The organism is Crocosphaera watsonii WH 8501 (assembly GCF_000167195.1).
Lineage (GTDB): Bacteria > Cyanobacteriota > Cyanobacteriia > Cyanobacteriales > Microcystaceae > Crocosphaera > Crocosphaera watsonii.
Genome location: NZ_AADV02000011.1, coordinates 14,017 through 36,708 on the forward strand (window position 1 = coordinate 14,017; position 22,692 = coordinate 36,708).

The 22,692-nt window shown below is 37.6% G+C and carries 16 protein-coding genes and 1 pseudogene; 7 read left to right on the plus strand and 10 right to left on the minus strand.

The genetic code is table 11. The features are described 5' to 3' along the window. Nucleotides 1-98: 98 nt before the first annotated feature. From lnt to CWATDRAFT_RS12665, 3 genes are all read right to left on the minus strand, one after another. On the minus strand, nucleotides 99-1,745 hold the full coding sequence (gene lnt / locus CWATDRAFT_RS12655) for an apolipoprotein N-acyltransferase (protein ID WP_007305390.1): 1,647 nt from the start codon (nucleotides 1,743-1,745) through the stop codon (nucleotides 99-101). Nucleotides 1,746-2,202: 457 nt separating this feature from the next. Continuing rightward, the gene (locus CWATDRAFT_RS12660; RefSeq protein ID WP_007305391.1) at nucleotides 2,203-2,742 is read right to left on the minus strand and encodes a hypothetical protein; all 540 of its coding nucleotides are present in this window, start codon (nucleotides 2,740-2,742) and stop codon (nucleotides 2,203-2,205) included. 86 nt (nucleotides 2,743-2,828) lie between these two features. Further along, nucleotides 2,829-3,434 (minus strand): GerMN domain-containing protein, encoded by a 606-nt coding sequence (locus CWATDRAFT_RS12665; RefSeq protein ID WP_007305392.1) that lies wholly within the window; start codon nucleotides 3,432-3,434, stop codon nucleotides 2,829-2,831. A 482-nt stretch (nucleotides 3,435-3,916) separates the two neighbouring features. On the opposite strand from CWATDRAFT_RS12665, the gene CWATDRAFT_RS12670 reads away from it, so the two are divergent. From CWATDRAFT_RS12670 to CWATDRAFT_RS12680, 3 genes are all read left to right on the plus strand, one after another. Then, the gene (locus CWATDRAFT_RS12670; RefSeq protein WP_007305393.1) at nucleotides 3,917-5,539 is read left to right on the plus strand and encodes a S8 family peptidase; all 1,623 of its coding nucleotides are present in this window, start codon (nucleotides 3,917-3,919) and stop codon (nucleotides 5,537-5,539) included. Nucleotides 5,540-5,583: 44 nt separating this feature from the next. Further along, entirely contained in the window at nucleotides 5,584-6,126 is a 543-nt protein-coding gene (locus tag CWATDRAFT_RS12675; protein WP_071905583.1) for a helix-turn-helix domain-containing protein, read from the plus strand. 64 nt (nucleotides 6,127-6,190) lie between these two features. Continuing rightward, complete coding sequence (locus tag CWATDRAFT_RS12680; RefSeq protein ID WP_007305395.1) at nucleotides 6,191-6,832, plus strand: transposase; 642 nt, start codon at nucleotides 6,191-6,193, stop codon at nucleotides 6,830-6,832. A 67-nt stretch (nucleotides 6,833-6,899) separates the two neighbouring features. Here the strand turns inward: CWATDRAFT_RS12680 and CWATDRAFT_RS12685 are convergent, their stop codons facing one another. The 5 genes and pseudogenes from CWATDRAFT_RS12685 to CWATDRAFT_RS12705 form a co-directional block, all read right to left on the minus strand. Then, complete coding sequence (locus CWATDRAFT_RS12685) at nucleotides 6,900-9,104, minus strand: FdhF/YdeP family oxidoreductase (RefSeq protein ID WP_198138981.1); 2,205 nt, start codon at nucleotides 9,102-9,104, stop codon at nucleotides 6,900-6,902. A 1,000-nt stretch (nucleotides 9,105-10,104) separates the two neighbouring features. Further along, entirely contained in the window at nucleotides 10,105-11,601 is a 1,497-nt protein-coding gene (locus CWATDRAFT_RS12690) for an IS66-like element ISCwa4 family transposase (RefSeq protein ID WP_007304618.1), read from the minus strand. A 70-nt stretch (nucleotides 11,602-11,671) separates the two neighbouring features. Next, nucleotides 11,672-12,967, minus strand: a pseudogene (locus CWATDRAFT_RS12695) (IS5-like element ISCwa2 family transposase); the annotation flags it as partial. Between the two features lie 385 nt (nucleotides 12,968-13,352). Further along, nucleotides 13,353-13,937 (minus strand): Uma2 family endonuclease, encoded by a 585-nt coding sequence (locus tag CWATDRAFT_RS12700; RefSeq protein ID WP_007305398.1) that lies wholly within the window; start codon nucleotides 13,935-13,937, stop codon nucleotides 13,353-13,355. A gap of 86 nt (nucleotides 13,938-14,023) precedes the next feature. Continuing rightward, nucleotides 14,024-15,610 (minus strand): glucose-6-phosphate isomerase, encoded by a 1,587-nt coding sequence (locus CWATDRAFT_RS12705; RefSeq protein ID WP_007305399.1) that lies wholly within the window; start codon nucleotides 15,608-15,610, stop codon nucleotides 14,024-14,026. A 492-nt stretch (nucleotides 15,611-16,102) separates the two neighbouring features. Between CWATDRAFT_RS12705 and CWATDRAFT_RS12710 the strand changes: the two genes are divergently transcribed. The 4 genes from CWATDRAFT_RS12710 (at nucleotide 16,103) to CWATDRAFT_RS12725 (ending at nucleotide 20,195) form a co-directional block, all read left to right on the plus strand. After that, nucleotides 16,103-16,636, plus strand: coding sequence for a hypothetical protein (locus CWATDRAFT_RS12710; RefSeq protein WP_232287088.1), 534 nt, complete (start codon nucleotides 16,103-16,105; stop codon nucleotides 16,634-16,636). Between the two features lie 89 nt (nucleotides 16,637-16,725). Continuing rightward, on the plus strand, nucleotides 16,726-18,453 hold the full coding sequence (locus tag CWATDRAFT_RS12715; RefSeq protein ID WP_007305401.1) for a succinate dehydrogenase/fumarate reductase flavoprotein subunit: 1,728 nt from the start codon (nucleotides 16,726-16,728) through the stop codon (nucleotides 18,451-18,453). A gap of 168 nt (nucleotides 18,454-18,621) precedes the next feature. Continuing rightward, complete coding sequence (locus CWATDRAFT_RS12720; protein ID WP_007305402.1) at nucleotides 18,622-19,629, plus strand: CHAD domain-containing protein; 1,008 nt, start codon at nucleotides 18,622-18,624, stop codon at nucleotides 19,627-19,629. 227 nt (nucleotides 19,630-19,856) lie between these two features. Further along, complete coding sequence (locus CWATDRAFT_RS12725) at nucleotides 19,857-20,195, plus strand: hypothetical protein (RefSeq protein WP_007305403.1); 339 nt, start codon at nucleotides 19,857-19,859, stop codon at nucleotides 20,193-20,195. 224 nt (nucleotides 20,196-20,419) lie between these two features. On the opposite strand, the gene CWATDRAFT_RS12730 is transcribed toward CWATDRAFT_RS12725, so the two are convergent. After that, complete coding sequence (locus CWATDRAFT_RS12730) at nucleotides 20,420-22,192, minus strand: SulP family inorganic anion transporter (protein ID WP_232287089.1); 1,773 nt, start codon at nucleotides 22,190-22,192, stop codon at nucleotides 20,420-20,422. 32 nt (nucleotides 22,193-22,224) lie between these two features. Continuing rightward, a complete protein-coding gene (locus tag CWATDRAFT_RS12735; RefSeq protein WP_007305405.1) occupies nucleotides 22,225-22,650 on the minus strand; it encodes a hypothetical protein in 426 nt (141 codons plus the stop codon). Nucleotides 22,651-22,692: the final 42 nt, after the last annotated feature.

Consider the following 22,692-nt stretch of genomic DNA (forward strand, 5'->3'; position numbering starts at 1 on the left):
ATTAGTATTCCCCATATTGATCAATTTGTTATCACACAGCATTAGCTATCATGACTAGGGGATTAGAGAGATTCCTCGTTTCCTCGCAATGATAATTATCAATTATCAATTATCCATAATATTCCTGATAAAATAGTTAAAATTATGGTTAACCAGTCTCCCCATTTAACATATAAAGTTTGGCTATTTCGAGGATAAATAGTACCTTGATGTAGTTGGTAAGTATTCATTTCTGATATCCATAAAGTATCTCCTTTTGGGTTAACAATAGCAGAGTATCCAGTATTAGTTGCCCTTGCCATCCATCTGTCAGTTTCAATGGCACGAATAACATCTTGTGCATGATGTTGTGCTGGCATAATTTCACTATAATGGGCATTATTAGAAGCTGTAAGAATAAACTGTCCCCCTGCATTTGCTTGGCGACGAAAATGCTCACTAAATGCAGATTCATAACAAATTCCTGTGATTGCTTGACCAAAAGGTGTCTCAAATATTTGGTCAGATGTTCCTGCTATTAAACGACTATCTAATGGTGATAATCTATTAATTATTTTCCCTAAAATATCCTCAAACGGAATATACTCTCCAAGGGGAACTAACTTTACTTTATCAAAACGACTTAAAATATTCCCTGTCTCTGTCATCATAAATAAACTATTAGTATAACTTCTCTTTTCACTACCAAAAGCACCAAGAATGACAGGGACTTTTTGCTTTAAAATAGCACTATAAAAAGAGCTATTTTTGATGATATACTCTACATCGAAAGGGAGAGCAGTTTCTGGTGTAATAATTAGATCAACCTTTTGATTACTAAGTTTTTCATATCCGTTTGTATAACCCTCAATCGCTTTTCTCCATCCTGAAGCATAGAGTTTGATCGTATTAGGAATATTTCCTTGAATAATCCCCACATTTATCTCTTTGCTTAGATCATTAATTAAAGGTTGTTTATATAAGTAAAATCCCCCTAAATGTAATAAGATTATTCCTAATGTTCCTGTCAAAATCAATAATGAAAACTGTTTTTTGTTTACTCCCAAAACAAAAATGGACTCTGCAAAAATACCATTGATAGCTACGATAGCGGCAGTTACTGTGGAATAACCTGATAATTTTGTTAACTGTAAAATAGTTAAGTTATTAGGACTTTGAGTGTAAGATAAAGAAGTCCACCACAAATCACCTTGATTCCAAAGCAATTCTAATAAACACCAAACAGCTACCCCAAAAACAACCCTACTTATAGATTGAAAAAGATTATTATTTAACCATGTTTTCTTTTTAATTCCCATTCCCTGTTCCTCTCCACCCTTAGTAAGTGGGGGCAGGGGGGAATTACCTATTTCTTTACTTCCAATAAATAAACGAAAAATAACCGACCAAAGGGTAACTAATATAGCTCCCCATATAGTAATAAATAACCAGCAAAAAATAGCAATTAATAAACTAAATAACCAAGGAACTCCCATCCAAGTCATAGGATGAATACCCGTTATCCAAAATAAAGAAAAACCATGATAAGCAAATCCCCAAATAAAAGCAATTAATGTTTTTTCATTAACAATTATATTTCTAATTTTTAACTTATTTTTAACTCCTGGTGTTAACGATGTAGTCTTATGAGATATAGTAAATAACCATAAGGGAATTAATGCTATCCAAGCTAAATACGAAGCAGAAAAGGGAGCCGTTGTCAAGCCCATTAATAGACCACTTATAGCAGTTAATAATAATTTCATCAAAAAATTGGGTAGAAACCCCGTCCTTCTAGGACGGCTTTACTTGTGTTAGAATGTCTTGGTTGGCGAGTCGCAGTGACTTCTAGATTTGGGTGAAACTCCTAGTAGTAGGACGCTCTAGTTAAATGCCTAGTTCTAGCCAGGACAAGCAACAGGTCCCGATTGAGCGAAACAAAAAAGAAGCCAACACAAAAACTAAAAGTATGCTGCGGACCCTTTTGGGGGCGAGAGAGTAGGGGCAATTGGTATCGCCCAGCGAGCAGTATTTTAGTACTTATTTTTGTTTTCACCTTCCTAAAGTCTACTCGCCCTAGAATATGTTTATTATTGGTCGAGATTCACCACATCGGCATAGCCGAGAGTCCTCTCTCGACATTTAAGATAAAAAGATAGGGGTGAACGCTGAGCGTAGTCGAAGCGTTCACCCCTACAAATTTTCTACATCTTCTCACAATGATTATTCATTATATGCCGGAAACAAACTGCGAGGAAAATCTTGTGCTGATAAACAAATATCCATTGCTCTAATGGGGTCCATATCTGTAACTTCTCTAGCAGTAGCAATAACACATTCAGAATAAAAACCAGGTCGTGAACTGGTACGACAGGAATTTAATAAAGTTAATAAGTTAATCTCTTCTGTATCTGTGTCGGGATCAACCGTTGCTAAACTAGGTACAGCGTTATAAATATCAGCGACACAGTTTCCTAAATCAATAGGTCGCCTCACCTGAAAACAAGCATTTACAGAGTTATTTCCATCGATAGGAGTTGCATTTCCTATCATACTGACACACTCTGATAATTCTTTGGGAATCAGTGCATCAGAACAAGCAATAGCTGCATTATCTCCCGATACATTGAACTTTTGTAGTTGTGTCACACAGACACTATATTGGTTCCAGTCTCTGGCCTCTACCACAGGAACGGTAAACAAACCTAAACCGAGAGAAACCGGAAACACTCCTAACCCACGCAATAAACGATTTAATGACATGATTATCACTGTTTGAAACAGTCTTATAAAGTATCAAAATCTAATAGATCACTTGGATTCTAACAAAAGATTCGATGAAGTCACCCTTAAAGCTCAAAATTTTCTTCAAACCATTGACGAGTCATGGGTTGTTCTACGATTAAACCTTCTCCTCCCAATACCTTTAAGGGTTCCCCTTCAACGGATAACCAAACTTGTCCCTTCTCATCTAAACTGCTGGCTGTGTACAACAATTGGGCTAAACGTCCTGTCATAGAAGCACTACCACCCTCAGTTGTGAATTCGGAAGAGAGATTAATCCTTACCCCTTCTTCGTCTATTTTTAGGCTTAATAACTTAGTATTTGGGGGTATAGTGGTGTAATTTTCAGCAGTTTCAGTCCCCGATAATAACTCTTTGACCCCAGTTTCGAGAATGTCTTCGTCTGTTAAAGACTTTGAGATGCTTAAAGGACTCTCTTGCAGTTGTAAGCGATCGCCTCTACTATTTAGCCAATATACTTGTCCTTGTTTGTTTTTGGCAGAAGGTTGACTGATAGGGTTTTCTCTAGGGGTTGGGGGGGTGATATCAGTAGAATTACTCAACGTATGTATAGCCCACCAAGTGGTTATAGTTCCGGTGGTAAGCATTGCAGCGAGAATACCCGCAATAAAACCAGTAGAGGAACGATTGTGACGTTCATTATTTTGCATATTATTTTCCTCTTAATCTTTCTCTATTCCTGATGACGATTCTAGCCTAGATAACAGTTCCTCAGTTTATCTTCAATGTCGGGGTGAAGACCCCCGTTACACGGATGCGCTTCGGTGGTGGAACAGTTAAATTAATTGTTTAAATCTTTACATTTAATATCAGTAAATATTCCATTCATCTCCAGTAAGAACATTTAAGTAGTAGAATTTTTAATTGTTTAAATCTTTATGTTTAATGTCAGTAAGAGCACTATTTGCAAAAAAAATAAAGATTTACAATGTGATTATTAGAGACGAAATTAATTTTTTGTAAATAGTGAAATAATAGTTCACTCCCATAGAATGTAGGGATAGTGTCTATTTTTATCAAAATCAGTAATTTTAGACCATGGATTAAAAGTGCTACGAAAACTAGCAAAATATTTTGTTAAAGTGGCAAATGTCTGCGCGGAAAAGTAAAAATTTACGGAGGAATTGTAAAAATGATTTTTAATAACCAGGGACAGCTTATGGATGGCAGTGGTCAGTCTATTGTGATTCTAGACACAGGAATTGACTTAGATCATCCTTTTTTTGGTCCAGATTTAGATGGAGATGGAGTTTCAGATCGTATTGTTTACCACTATGATTTTGCAGCAACACCATTAACAAATTATAATGATCCCACGAGTAATGATGATAACGATGCCAGCGACTCTAATGGTCATGGGAGTCATGTAGCCAGCATTGCTGCTTCAAGTGATTCCAATTATCCAGGAATAGCTCCTGGTGCTGATATTATTGTCCTGAAAGTTTTTGATAATAACAATTCAGGGAATTTTTTTGATATAGAACAAGCTTTACAGTGGGTAGTTGCCAATCAGCAACAATACAATATTGCCAGTGTCAATATGTCCCTCAGCACTGGAGGCAACTATGTAAACCCCACCAATTTTGGGATTATTCATGATGAATTACAACAATTAGCTCAAGAAGATGTTATCGTCGTTTCTGCTGCGGGTAATACTGGACAGTATGGTGTATCCTATCCAGCAGCCAACCCTTATTCTTTAGCGGTTTCTTCCGTAGATGATTACAATAATAGAAATATTTCTTCTTTTTCTCAACATCATGAGACTTTAACCGATGTCTTTGCCGACGGGAGAAGTATTCGAGCCGCCAATCAAAACGGTGGAACAACGGTTAAATCAGGAACAAGTATGGCGGCTCCTGCGGTTAGTGGAGCCATCGCAGTAGCGCAACAGTTAGCTGAGCAAGAGTTAGGCAGAAGATTAACTTTTGATGAAATTAAAACTGTACTCGCACAAGGGGATGACATTGTCGGTCCAGTTCAATACACAGATGACTACGATGGCAAAGTCTTAAACATCAACAAATTAGGGAATGCTATCCTCGACATGGTGGAAACTCCCAGTGAGATTATCATTGCTCAAGCAGGTGATATTAGCAATTTAGACCATAATAGTCAAACCATTGTCTTTGACCATGAGTTTACTAACCCAGTTATCTTTGCTCAACCCTTATCTTATAATGGGAGTGATGCATCCACTATCAGAATTACTGATATTCAAGGCGATCGCTTCTCTGTAAAACTTCAAGAAACCAATTTAAGAAACCAAGAGACTAACGAGGGCAATCATCTAAAAGAAACTTCCGGTTTCTTAGTGCTTGAGAAAGGTATCTGGGAACTATCTGACGGCACTATTATCGAAGTGGGTACTACCACTACCGATGCCACCACTAAATCCGGTTGGGAAAGTATCACCTTTAACCATGATTTTGACGATGCTCCTATAATTTTAACCCAAGTTCAAACCGACAATGATGCTACCTTTGTGCAAACTCGTCAGAAGAATATCACCGAAAATGGATTTGAGCTTGCCTTAGAAGAAGAAGAAGCTTATCTTAATACTGGACATGGAGCAGAAACCATCGCTTGGTTAGCAATTTCTCCAGGACAAGGTGACTGGGATGGCAACGCTTTTATGGCAGGTAATACGGGGGATCAAGTTACCCATAATTGGCATACTGTTGACTTTGGCAACCTCTTCAACAACGCCCCTAAATTCTTTGGTAATATTGCTAGTGCAGCTTGGCGAAAGTAATCCACCAGATTTTTAATGAAACTAACGGAAGAATCTCGAAGTTGATGTCCATGATAAAAGCATTGCCAATTAACCTCTCCAACCTACAGAAAACAGTACTCCAACAAATAGTGAGAGGGACAACAAACCCCTATCGCCTTGTTAGACGAGCCAAGCTAATCTTAGCCGCAGCATCAGGAGAGAGCAATAGTTCGATTAGTCGAAGATTAGAATTAGACCGAGTACAAGTGCGTCAGTGGCGATCGCGATGGTTTGAGGAGAGAGAAAAACTGAGTGCCGCCGAAGAACAACAGGTAACGGAGAAAGCATTAATGGTCTTGATCAAAGGAATTTTAAGCGATCGCCCAAGACCTGGAACAACAAAATCCTTTACGGTCGAACAAGTAGTCCAGATTGTAGAGATCGCTTGTGAAGAATGTGAAAAATCAGACAGACCAGTGAGCCATTGGACACCTTCAGAGTTGGCGGATGAAGCCATAAAAAGAGGAATTGTCGAAAAGATTTCCCCCCGTAGTGTGGGGCGTTTTTTAAAAAGAAGCGACATTACAACCACATCTCGTTCGTTACTGGTTAAATGCCAAAATTGATGATCCCTTAAAATTTAAAAAGCAAGTCAAATATATCTGTGAACTTCATCAAGAAGCTAAAACTTTGTTAGAACAAGGAATTCATTTAATTAGTACAGATGAAATGACAGGGATTCAAGCTCTTGAGAGATTATTTCCGAACAAAAGAATCAAGCCTAAACAAGTAGAAAAAATCGAATTTGAATATGAAAGACACGGAACTTTAAGCTTGATTGCGAACTGGGATGTGGCAAGAGGAAAAATTGTTAGTCCCTCTATTGGACCGACAAGAACAGAACAAGATTTTTCTGAACATATCCAGAGAACGATTAAGATTGATGAAAAAGCAGAATGGATTTTTATTGTAGATCAACTCAACACTCATAAATCGGAAAGCTTAGTCAAATTAGTAGCAGAAAGCTGTGGAATTACTATTGATTTGGGGAGAAAAGGAAAGGAGGGGATTTTGCAATCTATGGACAGCAGAGCAGATTTTTTATCAGATGAATCTCATCGAATTCGCTTTGTTTATATTCCCAAACATACATCGTGGCTTAATCAAATTGAGTGTTGGTTTTCGATCTTAGTCCGGCGTTTACTCAAAAGAATTACTGTCCGTTCAACTGAAGAACTATCCCAAAAAATTCTCAATTTTATTGATTACTTTAATCAACATTTTGCTAAGCCGTTCGTTTGGAAATTTAAGGGCTTTAAAGATCATAAGTGACTGGTGGATTATTTTTGCTAAGCTGCACTAGTTTGTCAAGACGAAAAAAATAATTTTTTTGTACTATTCAGTAAACAGTGTAAACCAAGACGGGGACTCGTTTATAAGCAGGGGTTTGCGATCGCTTATCGAGATGTGCTTTCATCAAGATATTAGCTTCAGGATAGAACATTAACGCTGCACCTTGTTTAATTTCACCGCAAATAATCTCAATATTGTGCAATTTTCCTCCATCTCCTTGTACTGTTACCCGTTGATGTTCATTTAAACCAGCTTTATGCACATCATCAACATTCATTAAAATACAATAACGGTGAGGCATATTGCGATAGGGATCATCGTTACGATAGACTACCGTGTTATGTTGACGATAACTGCGTCCAGTAATTAATGCAACCACCACCCCAGAAAAGGGTTGAGACACGCCAAACTCTTTGGGTTGGGGTAAAGTAATGGTGGGTAAGGGTGTTTCCTGCATGATAGCTTTACCTGACGCTGTGGGAAACTTAGGTTCTGTAAAAATGCGTCCTGAAATAGTAAATTCTTCTTCTGTTTCGTCTATCTTGGCAATTTTTTCGTAACCCGGAATGGTTTCAGAAATAAGTTTTCTCACATAATGAGTGTCTTGTAACTTGCGCCAGTTTACGGGATCATCTCCTAAGAGACGATGGGCTAATTCTGTGATAAAGTCTATTTCTGAGATAAGATCGGCGTTTTTTAGGTGAGTTTTCCCCTCATCATTCAACCTAACAAAATTATTCCCCGACTCAACAGTAGTTTTATGGGGGTTTTCAAACCTTGCATAGACAGGAAGGATAATAGTATTTTCTGCTGCGAGGCCGTGAAAATGTCCTAAGTTGGGTTTTGTGGAGAGATATATAACGGTTTCGATGTTATGTAATGCGCGTTTTGCTTGGGTTAAGTCAGGGTTAGCTGCATAAAGATTTCCTCCCAAACATAACAAAGTATCCACCTTGTTGTCATCTGCTGCATCTATTAGCGATCGCGCGTCATAACCTGGGGTACGATTAAGCGATCGCCCTAATAACCTTTCTAATGCTTCTTGGATCTCTTTTTTGAGGTTGTTGGTAACTCCCATAGATCCAAAACCTTGGACGTTAGAATGGCCACGAATAGGCATTAACCCTGCACCTAATTTTCCCACATTTGCGGTCATTAATGCTGTGTTAGCAATACTAAAAATAGTTTCCACACCGTGTAACTGTTGCGTAACACCCATGGCCCAAGCAAAGACAACACCTTTTGCATTGCTGATGAGAGTTGCAGCAGTTTCTATGTCTTCTTGGGAAACACCACAAGTCTCTGTTATAGTTTCCCAGGAAGTTGCTTGAGACTGTTGTAGAATAGTCTGCCAATTTTCTGTATAATTTTGCAAGAAATCTTGTTTAACTAAACCTCTTTCTATTAAAGACTTTTGTATCCCCACAAAGATAGCGAGATCGCTACCCGGATCAGGTTTTAAGAATAAAGATGCAATATTTGATCCCGAGATGAGAGACTTAACGGGAAATGCAGGAGAAGCGAACTTTTTTAACCCTATTTCTTCCACGGGGTTAATAACGATAACTGTCCCCCCGCGATCGCGTATTTTAATTAACTCATTCATCAGACGAGGGTGGTTTGCTGGTGCATTGGAACCCACCAATACCACACATTCTGATGCTTTTAAGCTTTCCAAACTGACTAAAGATGTCCCTGTACCAAACACGGTTTTTAACCCTACTGCTGAGGCACGATGGCACAAATCAGAACAATCTGCTAGGTTATTAGAGCCAAGCGATCGCATCATCAACTGTAAGAGATAAGCTGCTTCGTTAGATGAACGTCCGGAACTATAGGAAGCAATGCGATCTGAAGGTTTCTTAAATGCTGTTTCAACTAAGTTATAAACCTCATCCCAACTAATGCGTTGATAATGACTGTCCCCCTTGCGTAGAATAACAGGGAACGTTAAACGGCCGAGTCTATCTGCTTCTTGAGAGTTTAACTGTTGTAAGTCTGTGAGGGAATATTGTTCAAAAAAGTGGGGTGTTATTCCTGGTTGTAACTCGGATGATATTGCTTCGACACTTTTAACACACCGTTGTAGGGTTTCCCCGACTTCATTACTAAACCCACCTTTTTGGCCTCCGGTTCCCCACGCGCAAGATAAACAAGCACTTTTGTGAAATAGGGTTTTCCACAGTTGCACCCCATCAGCAGAAAGAGTGTAGTTGGCCCAGTCTTCTATTAAGGGTAAACCACCGCCCATTTTTTTGCCAGGGTGAGGGGTTAAGGGGTTGTTGTCGGGTTGGTTGGTGTTGTCCACAGTTAATGAATAATATTTGGACAAGAATAATTTTGAAGATGTCCTCTAATTATAGAGACTTTCTGGCGTTTATTTATCAATCGTTAAGATCATTTTATCTCAAAACTCATTGTAGGGTGGGTTAGACGGCGATAATTTAGGTTATCACAAGAATATAAAAATCCGTCGTAACCCACCATCTTCGTTAACATAATATATTACCATTTCCGTGTAATTACTGATAGAAAAATTTGTTACTGGGGAATACTTAGTGTGTAAGGAAAAAGTTATTTTTCTTCTGTTAATCTAGTCATTTAACTTAGGTAATATCTGTATGTCTCGCAATTTTTTATTCAACTTAACTACTCTTATCACGGGAACCACTGCTGTATTATTTCTGAGTCAAACTAATATCGCTGAAGCAGCAACCATTGAATTCTTTAATTAAAGTGATTTTGCTAATGCTGCTGGAGATTTAACGTTAATTGATTTTGATTCATTAACTCCTGGTAATGGGGTAATAACAGGAAATGAATTTATCAATGAAGGATTAAGTATTGTTCAAAGAGATGGTCAACCAATTAATGTTATTAGTACATCCTTCTTTTTTGGTGGAGGATTTAATGATAATCTATCAGAAAACTATGACTTTATTTTAAGTAACTGCTCACCGCAACAAAAAAGTCTTATTGAAAAGCACTACAAACAACATCAGTTGAGTCAACAAAAATATAAGCCCTGTGATTTAGCGTAAAATTTAAGCTAATTTATTACGGCTATTTTAATGACTAACATTCCCAGAATCAAGTCTTTTTAAAACCTCAAATAAAAACGACAATATGAGAAAAAAAAGAATAGTAAAATAGTTTTTTGTTAGCGGATATTATCCGCTAACCCTGTGTATTTTTGTGCAGAGAGATAGGGGGATCAAGAAAAATCTATCCCCCATCGGCTCCGGAGCCTTTTACATCTCTAATCCTGGGGGACTCCGACCAGCTAATGAAAATAATTCGCATAATTGGACAATGGCATTTTGCCCCTGTAATCTCATGGTCTCTAAAAAACTGAACATTTGGGTGACTAACTCTGCACCCCAGTCGCTTCTTGCTCCCCCACTTACTTTGCGGTGAATGACAATGGGACGTAAAGCTCTCTCAGCATCATTATTATCTGGTTTGACTTCAGGATAAGTTAGAAAGGTGAACCACTCTTCCCAATGACGTTTGAGACGGTTAATCAATCTTTGTGCATCATAAGGCCATCCTTTTTTGGGAGTTGCTTTAAAAATCTTTTGCAGTGAGTTCTCGACTTCTGTTCTTTTGGAGCCTAAGTCTTCAAGGGTTAAATTTCGAGCATGATAATGACGATAATGGATACGGGCGGTTGCTAAAACTTGCTGTACATCGGCAGCAAATTCTCGATTCGCTTGAAAACGACTGGTTTTAAGGGACTCTAACTCTCGTTCTAAATGTGCCAGACATTTCTGTTTGGCCATCGCACTTTGTCTAAAGTAGGCACTATAGCAGTCACTGGTGAGGATGCCCTTAAAATCTGCTCCTAACAATTTCTCGACTTCTGCGGAGCTTCTAGTGGGAGCCAACATCAACACACAGACCTCATTTGATGTGGCTACCCAAACCCAATACTTGATGCCATCGATGCAATAACTGGTTTCGTCAACACATCGGATTCCTGGCTGCTGGATGTACTTTAACCACTGTTGGGTCAAGGGTTCTAAACTTTCTTGAAACCATTTGTGCATTTTGGCAAGGCTCCCTTGAGAAATGGGAATGCCAAAGACATACTCTATAAAATGTTCCTGTTTACGCCATGTAAGATTACCCCCATAGCCAAGCCAGCCCACGATGCTACTTAATCGCGCCCCATAACTGAATCCTTCTTTAACTCCCAATGGAACAGGACTGTAATCTGACCATCCACAACTAGGACATTTATAGAATCCGCGACGATATTCCCTGATTTCTATGGGTTGGTCTACTACTTCAGCCACTTGCTGGACTTTTTCGGGAACTACTTCATCTCGTTCCACTGAACCCCCACAAACAGGACAGTTTTCTAGTTCTAAAGTGACTATCTTATCGGGCTGACCAAAACCATTACGGGTCTTCCCTGGGTGGTCATATTTTGGTCCGCGTTTAAATCCTTTTTTGCGTTTCTTTTTGTCAGAAGGCTTTTTTAGTTGGTCTGATGATGGGGGGACTGAACTGTTTTTTGAGTTACGGTTTTTTAGCTTATCTCTCTCTTCTTTCAATTTTTCAATTTCTTGCTGTTGTGTAGAGATTTGTTGTTGTTGCTGGTCAATCAGTCTTTGTTGAAGAGATAACTGTTGTTGTGCCTTGACTAGCCACTCAATCATGAAGACATTGTTCGCCAACTGTTCATCGGCGATAGCTCTAACTAGCTTTGAATCAATGGTAGCATTTGTGGTCATAACCCCCACTATACATAAAAATCCCCGATTTTACCTTTATGTTGTCAAGACAGATTCTTTATTGCGGTGAGCAATTACGTTTTGTCATCACGAGATTTAGGCTAAATCTTCGTTTAGCTTGTCCAAACTTTCCCTCAATAGCATTACGGAAGCATTCATCGGAGTGGGCTTGTTTCTTTTCTTCTTCACTGACATTTTTCGGAGGTCTTCCTAACTTCGGACCACTGATTCTTATCCCTCTTTCCTTACACCAATTTCTGTTTTCCCTAGTTCGATAAATTTTATCTACATGGACGGATTCGGGATAATAGCCAAACGTTTCTTTATACTTTTCTACTTGTTCTTTTAAATGACAAGATTCATTGAAGTTTTCCCAACTTATTTTATCTAGAAACACATAGTTATCTACACAGCTTACTGAGAGTTTAGCTCCAAACTCTATTGGTTTTCCTGCTTTTCCCCTCACTATTGGACGAATATGCGGTTGAGTTAAACTTACAATTCTTTGAGGAACACTCTGGGTTTTATTCTCCCACATTGACTGTTGTTGTTCATAAACTTTTTTGATAGTCTCTAGACAATTTTTCTGTCTTTTACTCAGATTTTCCAGGGAAGCCCCAGCTTGAATTAAGTCTTCTATATTTCCTAAATTTTTCTTAAGGTATTTTAACTGTTTCCCGATAGCTTTTCTTCTTTCTTGATAAGATACTTTTCGTTTTTTAGCTACTTTTAAGTATTCCTTTCTAGCAATTATTCTAGAAGTTCTCGGCTTTTTTCTCAATTTTACTCTTAATGGTTTATAAAGATTATCTATTATTCTTTCTGTCTCAATTCTGGCTTGATTTAATATGCCTAAATCCGTTGGGTATTTGATGTCTGCTGGCGCACAAGTCGCATCTAAAATTAGTTTACCTTTATTTTTTATTTTTTCTCCTTTTTCTTGGAGACAATCCTTTTTTTTTACTTCTTTATCACTCTTGTCTATTTCTCTTTTTACTATTTTTTTATTGATTTTGTTTATCAATTCTCCATCAATTCTTTTCCTAAAATGAACTAGCATTGAAGATTCCAGTGGTGGCTCTTGTTGATAACAATTTAAACCTATAAAGTATTGTAGATAGGGATTTTCTCTAATCTGTTCTATAGTTTCTCTATCACTTGTTCCTAATTTTTCCTTAATAATTAATGTCCCTAATGCCATTCTAAATAGTTTGGCTGGCGCACCTTTTTCTGCTGAAAAAAGTTTAGCATATTCTTCCTCAAAATCATCCCAAGGTATCAACTCTGCCATGATTACCCAACGATTATTGGGGGACAATTTGCCCTCGAAAGGTAATTCAAATTTTTCTGGGGGCGGTAAAGGTTGCTCCTGTTTTCAATACATTTGTTCTTGACCAACAACTGGGAGGTGTTTCTACCAATTATAGCGGTTTGTAGCCGACAAAGCTGATCTTTTTTGCGATCGCGAATATGGGTGTAACCTTTTAAAGAATAGGGTTTTGCTTTTATTCAGCAAACCCTATATAGAGTCGTAAAAGCTGTTTGGATGCCATCAAAAGGCATTATGTGGGATGATGATCGTCTTCATCAAAAAGAGTTTTTTGGTTTAGATTACATTGTTTGAGATGGTCACGCTCATAGTTTAGCTGATAATAATAAAATGCCTCAGTTTCACGAATACTGGAATCAGTACGGTGGTTTATCTGGATTTCAAAACCATGTTCTTGAAAAAATTACAAAAATTTAAAAAGAACACACTGTTAAACTCCTTCATCAAAATTAACTCGTTTATATAACTCCTCTAAACTAATTTCAAACTCAACGGAATCTAAAGATAATTTACTTTCTTTTGTTTCGTACTCTGTTAATATCCATTGATGCTCAGATGTTTTCACAAAATGTTCAACTAATAGACTATATTGATCGATTAAAATATATTCTTTAAACTCAGGAATAGACCGATAAAAACGAAATTTATCCCCTCGATCCCTTGCTTGAGTTGACTTGGATAAAACTTCCACAATAATAGTAGGATTAGTAATAGTGGTGGTTCCTGGAGTTTGATAAATGGGTTGTTCTTTAACTACCATAATATCGGGATAAGTGTACTCACGATAATCAGGAATCCATAAACGAACATCTCCTGCAAATACTTCTGCATTTTGTTCCCTTAAAGCAAAGTTTAAATAAGTACAAAATTCAAGAACAAGACGATTATGATTAGTAGTTCCTCCAGTCATTAGAACAATATCTCCCTGACGATATTCGTGTTTTTCTGCTGATTTTTCTTCTAATTGTAAATATTCTTCTGGTGTATAAATTTTTTTTTCTGATGCGATAGTCATGATATTTTCCCTCAACTTTTTAAATACGCATAATTCTAGTTTAACAATTTAAGATTAACTAAGGTGGGCAATGCCCACCCAAGTAATTAACTAGCAGAAACTTTCAATGTTTTTAAGTCAGTTAACTCGCCTTCCAAACTTACCCCACGACCATTTGCGGCGAGATGACGGACAATTTTATAAACAGATTCTACCTCATCAGGAGAACCAGCTTTTTCTGCTAAAGTTGCCATATCTAAGACTTCAGAAGTTTCTTTTATCACCGTTTGTACTTTAGTTTGTAAGTCCAAAATAGAGGCGGCCATTTTCTTACCTGCTTCTACTCCAGGTTGATGATAAGCATTAATATTAACCAGGGAAGCATAGAAACTAACCGTCCTTTCATACAAAGCTATTAAAGCCCCAACAATACGAGGATTAACTTGAGGAATAGTAATAGTAATCGAGTCACGATTATTCTCAAATAAAGCTTGTCTGGTTCCTTGTAAAAACCCCGATAAAAAGTCCCCAGAAGTCACTCCAGGTTCGATTTCAAAAAGGGTATCTCTGCCATCTTCTAAGACTTCGATAAAGGTTGCAAAAAAGTTAGGAACACCCTCCCTTAGTTGCTGTACATAAGCGTGTTGATCCGTCGAGCCTTTGTTACCATAAACAGCAATCCCTTGATAAACAGTATTGCCATCGAGATCCTTTTCCTTACCCAAAGATTCCATGACTAACTGTTGTAAATAACGACTAAACAACAGTAAACTATCTTTATAAGGAAGAACTACCATATCCTTTTCTCCCTTACCATTGCCAGAATGATACCAAGCTAAAGCCAATAAAGCAGCAGGGTTGGTTTTGAGATCCTTAACCCGTGTCGCTTCATCCATTTCCTTGGCCCCAACCAACATTTCATCAATATTGATCCCTTGTAGGGCAGCAGGTAATAAACCCACGGCAGATAGTTCAGAAGTTCTGCCCCCAACCCAGTCTTGCATAGGAAACCTTGCCAACCATTTATCATCCACTGCTACTTTGTCCATTTTACTGCCCGGCATGGTAACAGCAACCGCGTTGGGTTCAAAAGCTAACCCCTTGCTTTCATAGGCGTTTTTAACTTCCAACATCCCGTTACGAGTTTCTGGGGTTCCTCCCGACTTACTGGTGATGAGGACTAGGGTATTTTTGAGGTGATCACCAATTTGCTCGATAACCCGATCAATACCAGCCGGATCATTATTATCAATAAAATGAATGACCATGGGAGGATCAACATCCGATAATGCTTCGGCCACAAATTGAGGACCTAAAGCCGATCCCCCAATACCTACGGAAAGAACATGAGTAAACTTGTCTGCTGTGGGGGGTTTAATGGTTCCTGCGTGGACTTTTTGCACAAATTCGCCAATATTAGCCAAAGGTTCGGTTATTTCCTTTCTCACATCATCATTGGGGGCTAATTCTGGGGCCCGTAACCAATAATGTCCCACCATGCGGCCTTCATCCGGGTTGGCGATCGCCCCACTTTCTAGGGTTTCCATATCTGCAAAGGCTTTCTCAAATTTTGGGGTTAGTTGTGTTACCAAGCCATGATCGAAGCGCATTCGGCTAACATCAACATAAACCCCTAATCCTTCATGATAATAAAGCCAATCTTGGTAACGTTGCCACAGTTGTTGTTTATCCATAGGAATTATTGCACGAGTTTTTAACACAGGGGGAATTTTTTGACACTCCCTCAATCGATCATAGATATATTTGCTAGGAAGATAGGCTTAAGATTTCGTTATTTTTTTGGGTAATGATGACAATTTTTGCTTCTTTTTTCTCTTAGTTAGTTGTTTGATTTTTTTCTCAAAATTTATCTTAGTACCTCACAATGACAACTATCCATTATCCATTATCCATTCCTCAGAATGACAATTTCTAAGTTATATTCTCTACCATAATAATCATCAATAAGCAATATTTATAATATTTTCTTAATTATTGTCAGGATAGCTGATTGCGTACCATAGCCTTGAAAAAAAAGATAGATCCTTGTAAAGTTTATTAAAAATACGTTACATTTAAGGTTTAATATTTGCGTCAGTCCATTTTAAATGAATTTATTACATTCAACAAAACCCATTTTAAGACGAAAGCAGAGGGATATCTATTGCCAAGAATATCAATCTTTAGTGAGTCTTTATCTCAAAATTGCTGGTAAAACACTTTATTCTGGTTTATATAGCTGTTTAGATCAGGTTTTCATCATTTGGGGACTTATTGTGGCGGCTATATTTGTGACTGCGCAATTTTTACCCATTAGCTGGACAACTCAGGCCATCGTTTGGTCAATTTTAACCCTTGCCGGAACCTTGTCTATGATGATCCTCACCCATTTTTGGGTAAAGCAACAACAGCTTAATTGGATCTTGTACCTTTGGGTGATGTTGATGGTTAGTGGTGTTATCTTAACAGACTGTAGTATTTTTTTGGGTTGGGGTTGGTTATTGATCCATCTATCCCATCTTTGGTTAGGGTTATGTAGTCTCGGGTACATTATCACGGCCTTGGGGTTAAGTTCCCGTGCTTTATTATTGGTAGGGTTAGGACATTTATTGGGTATTTTTAGTTTACCTTATGTCATGGGTTGGGAATTTTTAGCCACAGCCGGGATCATGGTGGTGAGTTTACTGGTATTAGCAGAGACACAATGGGATCATTCCTAATAAATTTATAAAATTTTAAGGTTTCTTTGGGGCTATAAGTCCCTTGATAAGTTAGAGTCAAAAATAACCAAGCTCTAGCGTAATAAAAAATGTTAAAACATGATGTCGTTATTGTGGGCGGTGGTTTAGCGGGATCTCGCGCTGCCCTAGAAATTAAACGCCTCAACCCTAGTATTGATGTAGCTGTTGTTGCCAAAACCCACCCCATCAGATCGCACTCAGTTGCTGCCCAAGGAGGGATCGCTGCCAGTCTAAAAAATGTTGATCCTGAAGACAGTTGGCAGTCTCATGCCTTTGATACCGTTAAAGGATCGGACTATTTAGCGGATCAAGACGCAGTAGCTTTACTAACCCAACAGGCCCCCGATGTGATCATCGATCTCGAACATTTAGGGGTATTATTCTCCCGTTTAGACAATGGGAAAATTGCTCAACGGGCCTTTGGTGGCCATACCCATAACCGTACCTGTTACGCCGCCGATAAAACGGGCCACGCTATCCTTCATGAGTTAGTCAATAACCTACGACTCAACGGAGTGAAAATTTATGATGAATGGTATGTGATGAAGTTGATCTTTGAAGATGAAGAAGCCAAAGGCATAGTCATCTATCATATCGAAGATGGAACCTTGGAAATCATTCACAGTAAGGTGGTGATGTTTGCAACAGGAGGTTATGGCAGGGTATTTAATACCACCTCCAATGATTATGCTTCCACTGGGGACGGTTTAGCCATGTCTGCGATCGCTGGGGTTCCCCTAGAAGACATGGAGTTTGTCCAGTTTCACCCCACTGGTTTATATCCCGTTGGTGTTTTAATTTCCGAAGCAGTTAGAGGGGAAGGGGCCTACCTTATCAATAGCGAAGGAAGGCGGTTTATGGAAGATTATGCCCCTTCACGCATGGAACTCGCCCCCCGTGATATTACCTCTCGCGCTATTACCCTGGAAATACGTGCTGGAAGGGGTGTACATCCTGATGGTAGCCCAGGGGGTCCCTTTATCTATTTGGATCTGCGACACATGGGGAAAGAAAAGATCATGAGTCGGGTTCCCTTTTGTTGGGAAGAAGCACACCGTTTAGTGGGAGTAGATGCGGTTTATGAACCCATGCCTGTGCGTCCCACTGCCCATTATTGTATGGGTGGTATTCCAGTTAATACTCAAGGTAGAGTCAGGTTAAGCGGAGATCGCCTCACAGAAGGGTTTTTTGCTGCGGGAGAATGTGCTTGTGTTTCCGTACACGGGGCCAACCGTTTGGGCAGTAACTCTTTATTAGAATGTGTGGTTTATGGCAAAATTACAGGGGAAAATATCGCCTATTATGTAAAAGATCGTAAGTTTTCTGATTTGGATGAGGAAGCTTATTTACAGGAAGCAAGACAGCGTATTTCTGGCCTGTTAAATAAAGGCGGAAGTATTCGTATTGGGGCATTACGTCAACAGTTTCAAGACTCTATGGCGGAACATTGTGGGGTATTCCGTACTGAAGAATTAATGCAGGAAGGAATTGAGAAAATTCAACAATTTAAAGCTCGATACGACAACATTTATCTCGATGATAAAGAAAGTTGTTGGAATACAGAGTTAATTGAAGCCATGGAATTACGCAGTATTATGGTAGTAGGGGAAATGATTTTAACCTCTGCTTTAAACCGTAAAGAAAGTCGTGGGGCCCATTCACGGGAAGATTATACAAAACGGGATGATCCCAACTTCTTGAAGCATACTTTGGCTTATTATTCCCCTGCTGGTTTGGACATTCAATATATGGATGTGGTGCTTGATATGTTTGAACCTAAAGAACGAAAATATTAATCCTTGTCAGGTGGGTAGTGCATCGGCCTACGGTGAAATTTTTAGTTAGTAAGGTGGGCAGTGCCCACCTTATTTCTAACCTTGTGTCAACATGAACAATTATTTTTATTACAATAAATGTAGAAGAGGCATACTCTCACATAATTCGATCTAGTTGGAGATAATCAGATGAAATATAAATTAGATCACGAAGCAAAAACGTTTGGAGATTGGGCTTATTTAGCGGTTGCTAAACATTATAAAAAATTCCTATCCCATGAATTAGCTGTGCTAGAAGATAAAGATCCCGAAGAATTACATCAAATGCGTGTGGGTATGCGACGCTTAAGAAGTGCTATTAATGGCTTTACTGCTGCTTTAAATTTGCCTGAAAATGGACAGGGTAAAAAAGTCGGTAAAATTGCTAAATCATTGGGGAATTTACGAGATTTAGATGTTTTAGAAGACACCTTAAAAAATAAATATTATCCTCATTTACCCAACAAAGAACAAAAACGGTTAAAAGAAGTATTATATAGTTTAGAAAAAAACAGAAAAAAAGCCTTTAAAAAAGTAAGAGAAACGTTAAACAGTCAAAACTATTTTGATTTAAAACAAGCTTTTGCTCATTGGTTAAAACATCCCAAATATCATGATATTGCTCAAGTTTCTATTGAGACAATTTTAGCGGATATTCTCTTACCAGAAGTGAGTCAATTAATGTTACATCCTGGATGGTTAATAGGTTTTGACTTTGCATCACAGACGAATAATTTATCTAAAAAAGCAGTAGAATCTTTATTAGATAACGACGAATTGATTTTACACGATTTACGTAAAGTAGGGAAGCGAACCCGTTATAATATGGAATTGTTTACTCAGTTTTATGATCACATATATCAAACCTATGTCACAGATGTTAAAGGTATACAAAGTATTTTGGGGGATATTCAAGATAGCTTTGTTTTAGCTGAGTTTCTTAACGAGATTTGTGATGATAATATTCTCAGTAATCTGCCAACTTTTTGCGAAACTTTACAAGATAGTCGTTATCAAAAGTGGCAAGAATGGGAAAATTTACAGCAAAAATTTCTCAATCATCAAACTCGGAAAAACTTGTATCTTACTATTTTAGAACCTTGCTTTAGTAACTCTCAGAAGGTTGTAGAGGAAATAGTAGCTACAAATATACCGTAACACAAGCAAGATAATTGTTACAGCCTAGAAGGCTATGTTACTAAATAACAACAAAAGTTTACCAATTTGTAACGAAAATAAAATAATTATCAAATAATATTTTCTCGTTTTCTAATAGCTTTAAAATCGGGTTACAATATTTATTAGGGGAATATTTCCCTAATATTTTTGTGATTAATTAATAGAGTGTGGCATGAGGAGATAGAAATCATACTGTTAGGAATGCCATGAAAGTTATCCCCTCGATTTTGATTACTGTTAGTGTTATTTTGGTTGCACCTAACGCTGTTGCTCAAGTTCTTCGTTCTTCTGATTTTAACACATTAGCAAACACATCCAGCGAAGATTTAGGAGGAGTTCAACCCAGAACTATAGAAGATTGGGATTGGGGAGTGGGGGGGCCATTTCCTACACCTCAAACCTCTACTCCTTTAGATTCTAGCACTTTGGACTTAGATTTGTACGAAACTAGAGTTAGAAGACTCAATGAAACTTATGAAGATTTGAATTATCAGGTAGGGGACTATTTTCGTCCTACCCATCGTTTTCCTGTGGTTGATTTTTAACCTTACCATTCCCCTCCAGGGAGGGGCGGGAGTGGGTTGGTTTAGGGGTAGGTTAGACTAATATATTTAGATCATCCCTCCTAACCCACTATTTTCGTTTTTTGGCGTATTAAATTAAGCTAATAAAGCCTACTTGAGTAAAGGTATTAACGTTGTAGGGGTCAACGGCCGTTGACCCCTACAGGACTGTGTAGCTTAACTTTAGGAAACTGATCTAAAAATATCTAAGATAGAAGATTCTGCATATCTTGTTCTCGATATTGCACTCTTTCAATTAATAGTTTAACAATGAATTTGTGGAACGCTGATGCTAGTTTAGGTTCCTCTCTTTCCATGCGTTTAAAAGCATGACTGGAAAAGAAATAGACAGAACTATGTTCATCAGCGATGACAGAAGCAGAGTGATTAGACTGACTATAAAACCCCATTTCCCCGATAATGGTTTCACTTTTATAAGTTCGTAAACATTTAGTTTTATCCGGTGCTATTTCTTTGATAACACTGAGTTGTCCTGATCCTAAAAAATACATCCCTAAATTTAATTGTCCTTGACTAAATAAAAATTCTCCTGGTAAGAGTTTAAACGGTTTAAGATAACTGATAAGTTTAGGAATGTCCACAGAAGGAGGAAAATAGTTACTTAACTGTGTTTCCAATAATTGACAGGTTTTATGAATCGGATAATATTCCTCAAGCAGTTTTTCTTCACACCAAGCTAAACCAATATTTTTTTCTTCAACAAGATGAATAAAATCGTCTTGTAAACCTACTTGTTTGTCCAACTTTTCTTGATCTTTTATAGTCAAGCTAGTAAGTATAAAATTAACAGAATAACTTTTAAGTAGTTGCTTAATTTTAATAAAGTTAATTAAAGCAGAGGAATCTAGACCATTAACCATATGAAAATCCAATAATACAAATTTAATAGAAGGTTGTTCTCCGTCATATAGACGGTTACGGATAGTATTGAATAATTGATTAGCAGTGCCGAAAAATAACCAACCCTGTAGTTCTAAAATATAAAGACTTTCGCCATGCTTTTTAATTATTTTTGTTTCTAAAGATGAACGTTGTACATGGGAAGAAGAGTGAAATAAAGAAGAACTATTTTTGATAATACTGAGACGACTAGATTTAATAACAAAAAGAATCATAGCTACAACAAAGCCAACAATAATACCTTGTAATAATCCCCAAAAACCGATAGAGACTACAATCAATAAAACTAAAAAATAATCACTTTTGGATAAATTCCACCAACCATCATAAAGCCATTCTACCAAAAAATTTAAGCCTAAAAATAAAGTTAATCCTCCGATTAAAACTTCTGGTAATAAGGATAATATCGACATTCCTCCAAACAAAGCTAAGGCACAAAAGCCACTCAAGAACCAACCCACAACACGACTAGAAGCCCCTAGACGATGATTAAGAACCGAACGACTTAATGATACATAACTGGTTAACCCCCCTCCCATTAAGCCCGATAAAATATTAGCAATTCCTGTTATTTTTAATTCATGATTTAGGGCAATATCCTTTTGTAATGCTATCTCAATTCCACTAATATTTAAAAGGAGTCCTATCACCCCTAAAAGAATAATAGAAAACATTTTTGGAAGATAATTAAACACTAAAGATAAATCAGCATTTTTCAAGGTATCAACCGTTAATGCTGGGAAGGAAGTATTTTGTTGTATAGGTTCCATTAATAATCCCATTCCTCTTGCTTCATCCAGAGATATCCCTGTTATTCCTAAGAATAAATAGAAAGAAAATACTGTTAAAAACATAATACCAGGTAAGACTAAACAATGTCTGAAAAAACGCAGGGTTATTAATAACAAAAAGCCAAATATAAACTCAGGCAGCCACTGGGATAAAATCTCCCAGGAAAATAATTGACTAACATTATTTAAACTAATTTCAATTCCTGCATAATTTTTGATAATACCCGACACTAATAACCAACCTGTCCCTGTTAAAAATCCCCCAATAACAGGATAAGGAACATAGCGAACTAAACTTCCTAAACGAAAAAAAACGAGGGTAAAAAAACAATTCCACTGAGTATTCCAGTGACAATAATTATTACAATAAGGGTTAAGAAAGTTGTTTCTATGTTATCAATAGATGATTGAGCCATAATGGTACTAGCAATAACGCTTAAAATGGCTACAGGCGGTTCTTGAATAGAGGGAATAATTCCAGGTAATGACGTTCTAGAAGCAATAAATAATGCTGTAACAATGTTACTAATTAGAATTAAAGCAATACCGATAGAAATGTAAGGAGATAAAGAACCAGCAAAAATTAAATGGCTACAAGAAACAGCCCAAATAATGGAAAGAGTTGCCCCTATTAAACTAGCAGTAAAACTAGAGAAAAAACGGAGAGGATGAAACTCTTTTTCAATAAAAGTCGAAACTTTTGAAAAGTAAGAAGGATCTAACACAATTTTTAAATATGAAATTTATAAACTTTGGTGGATTATCAT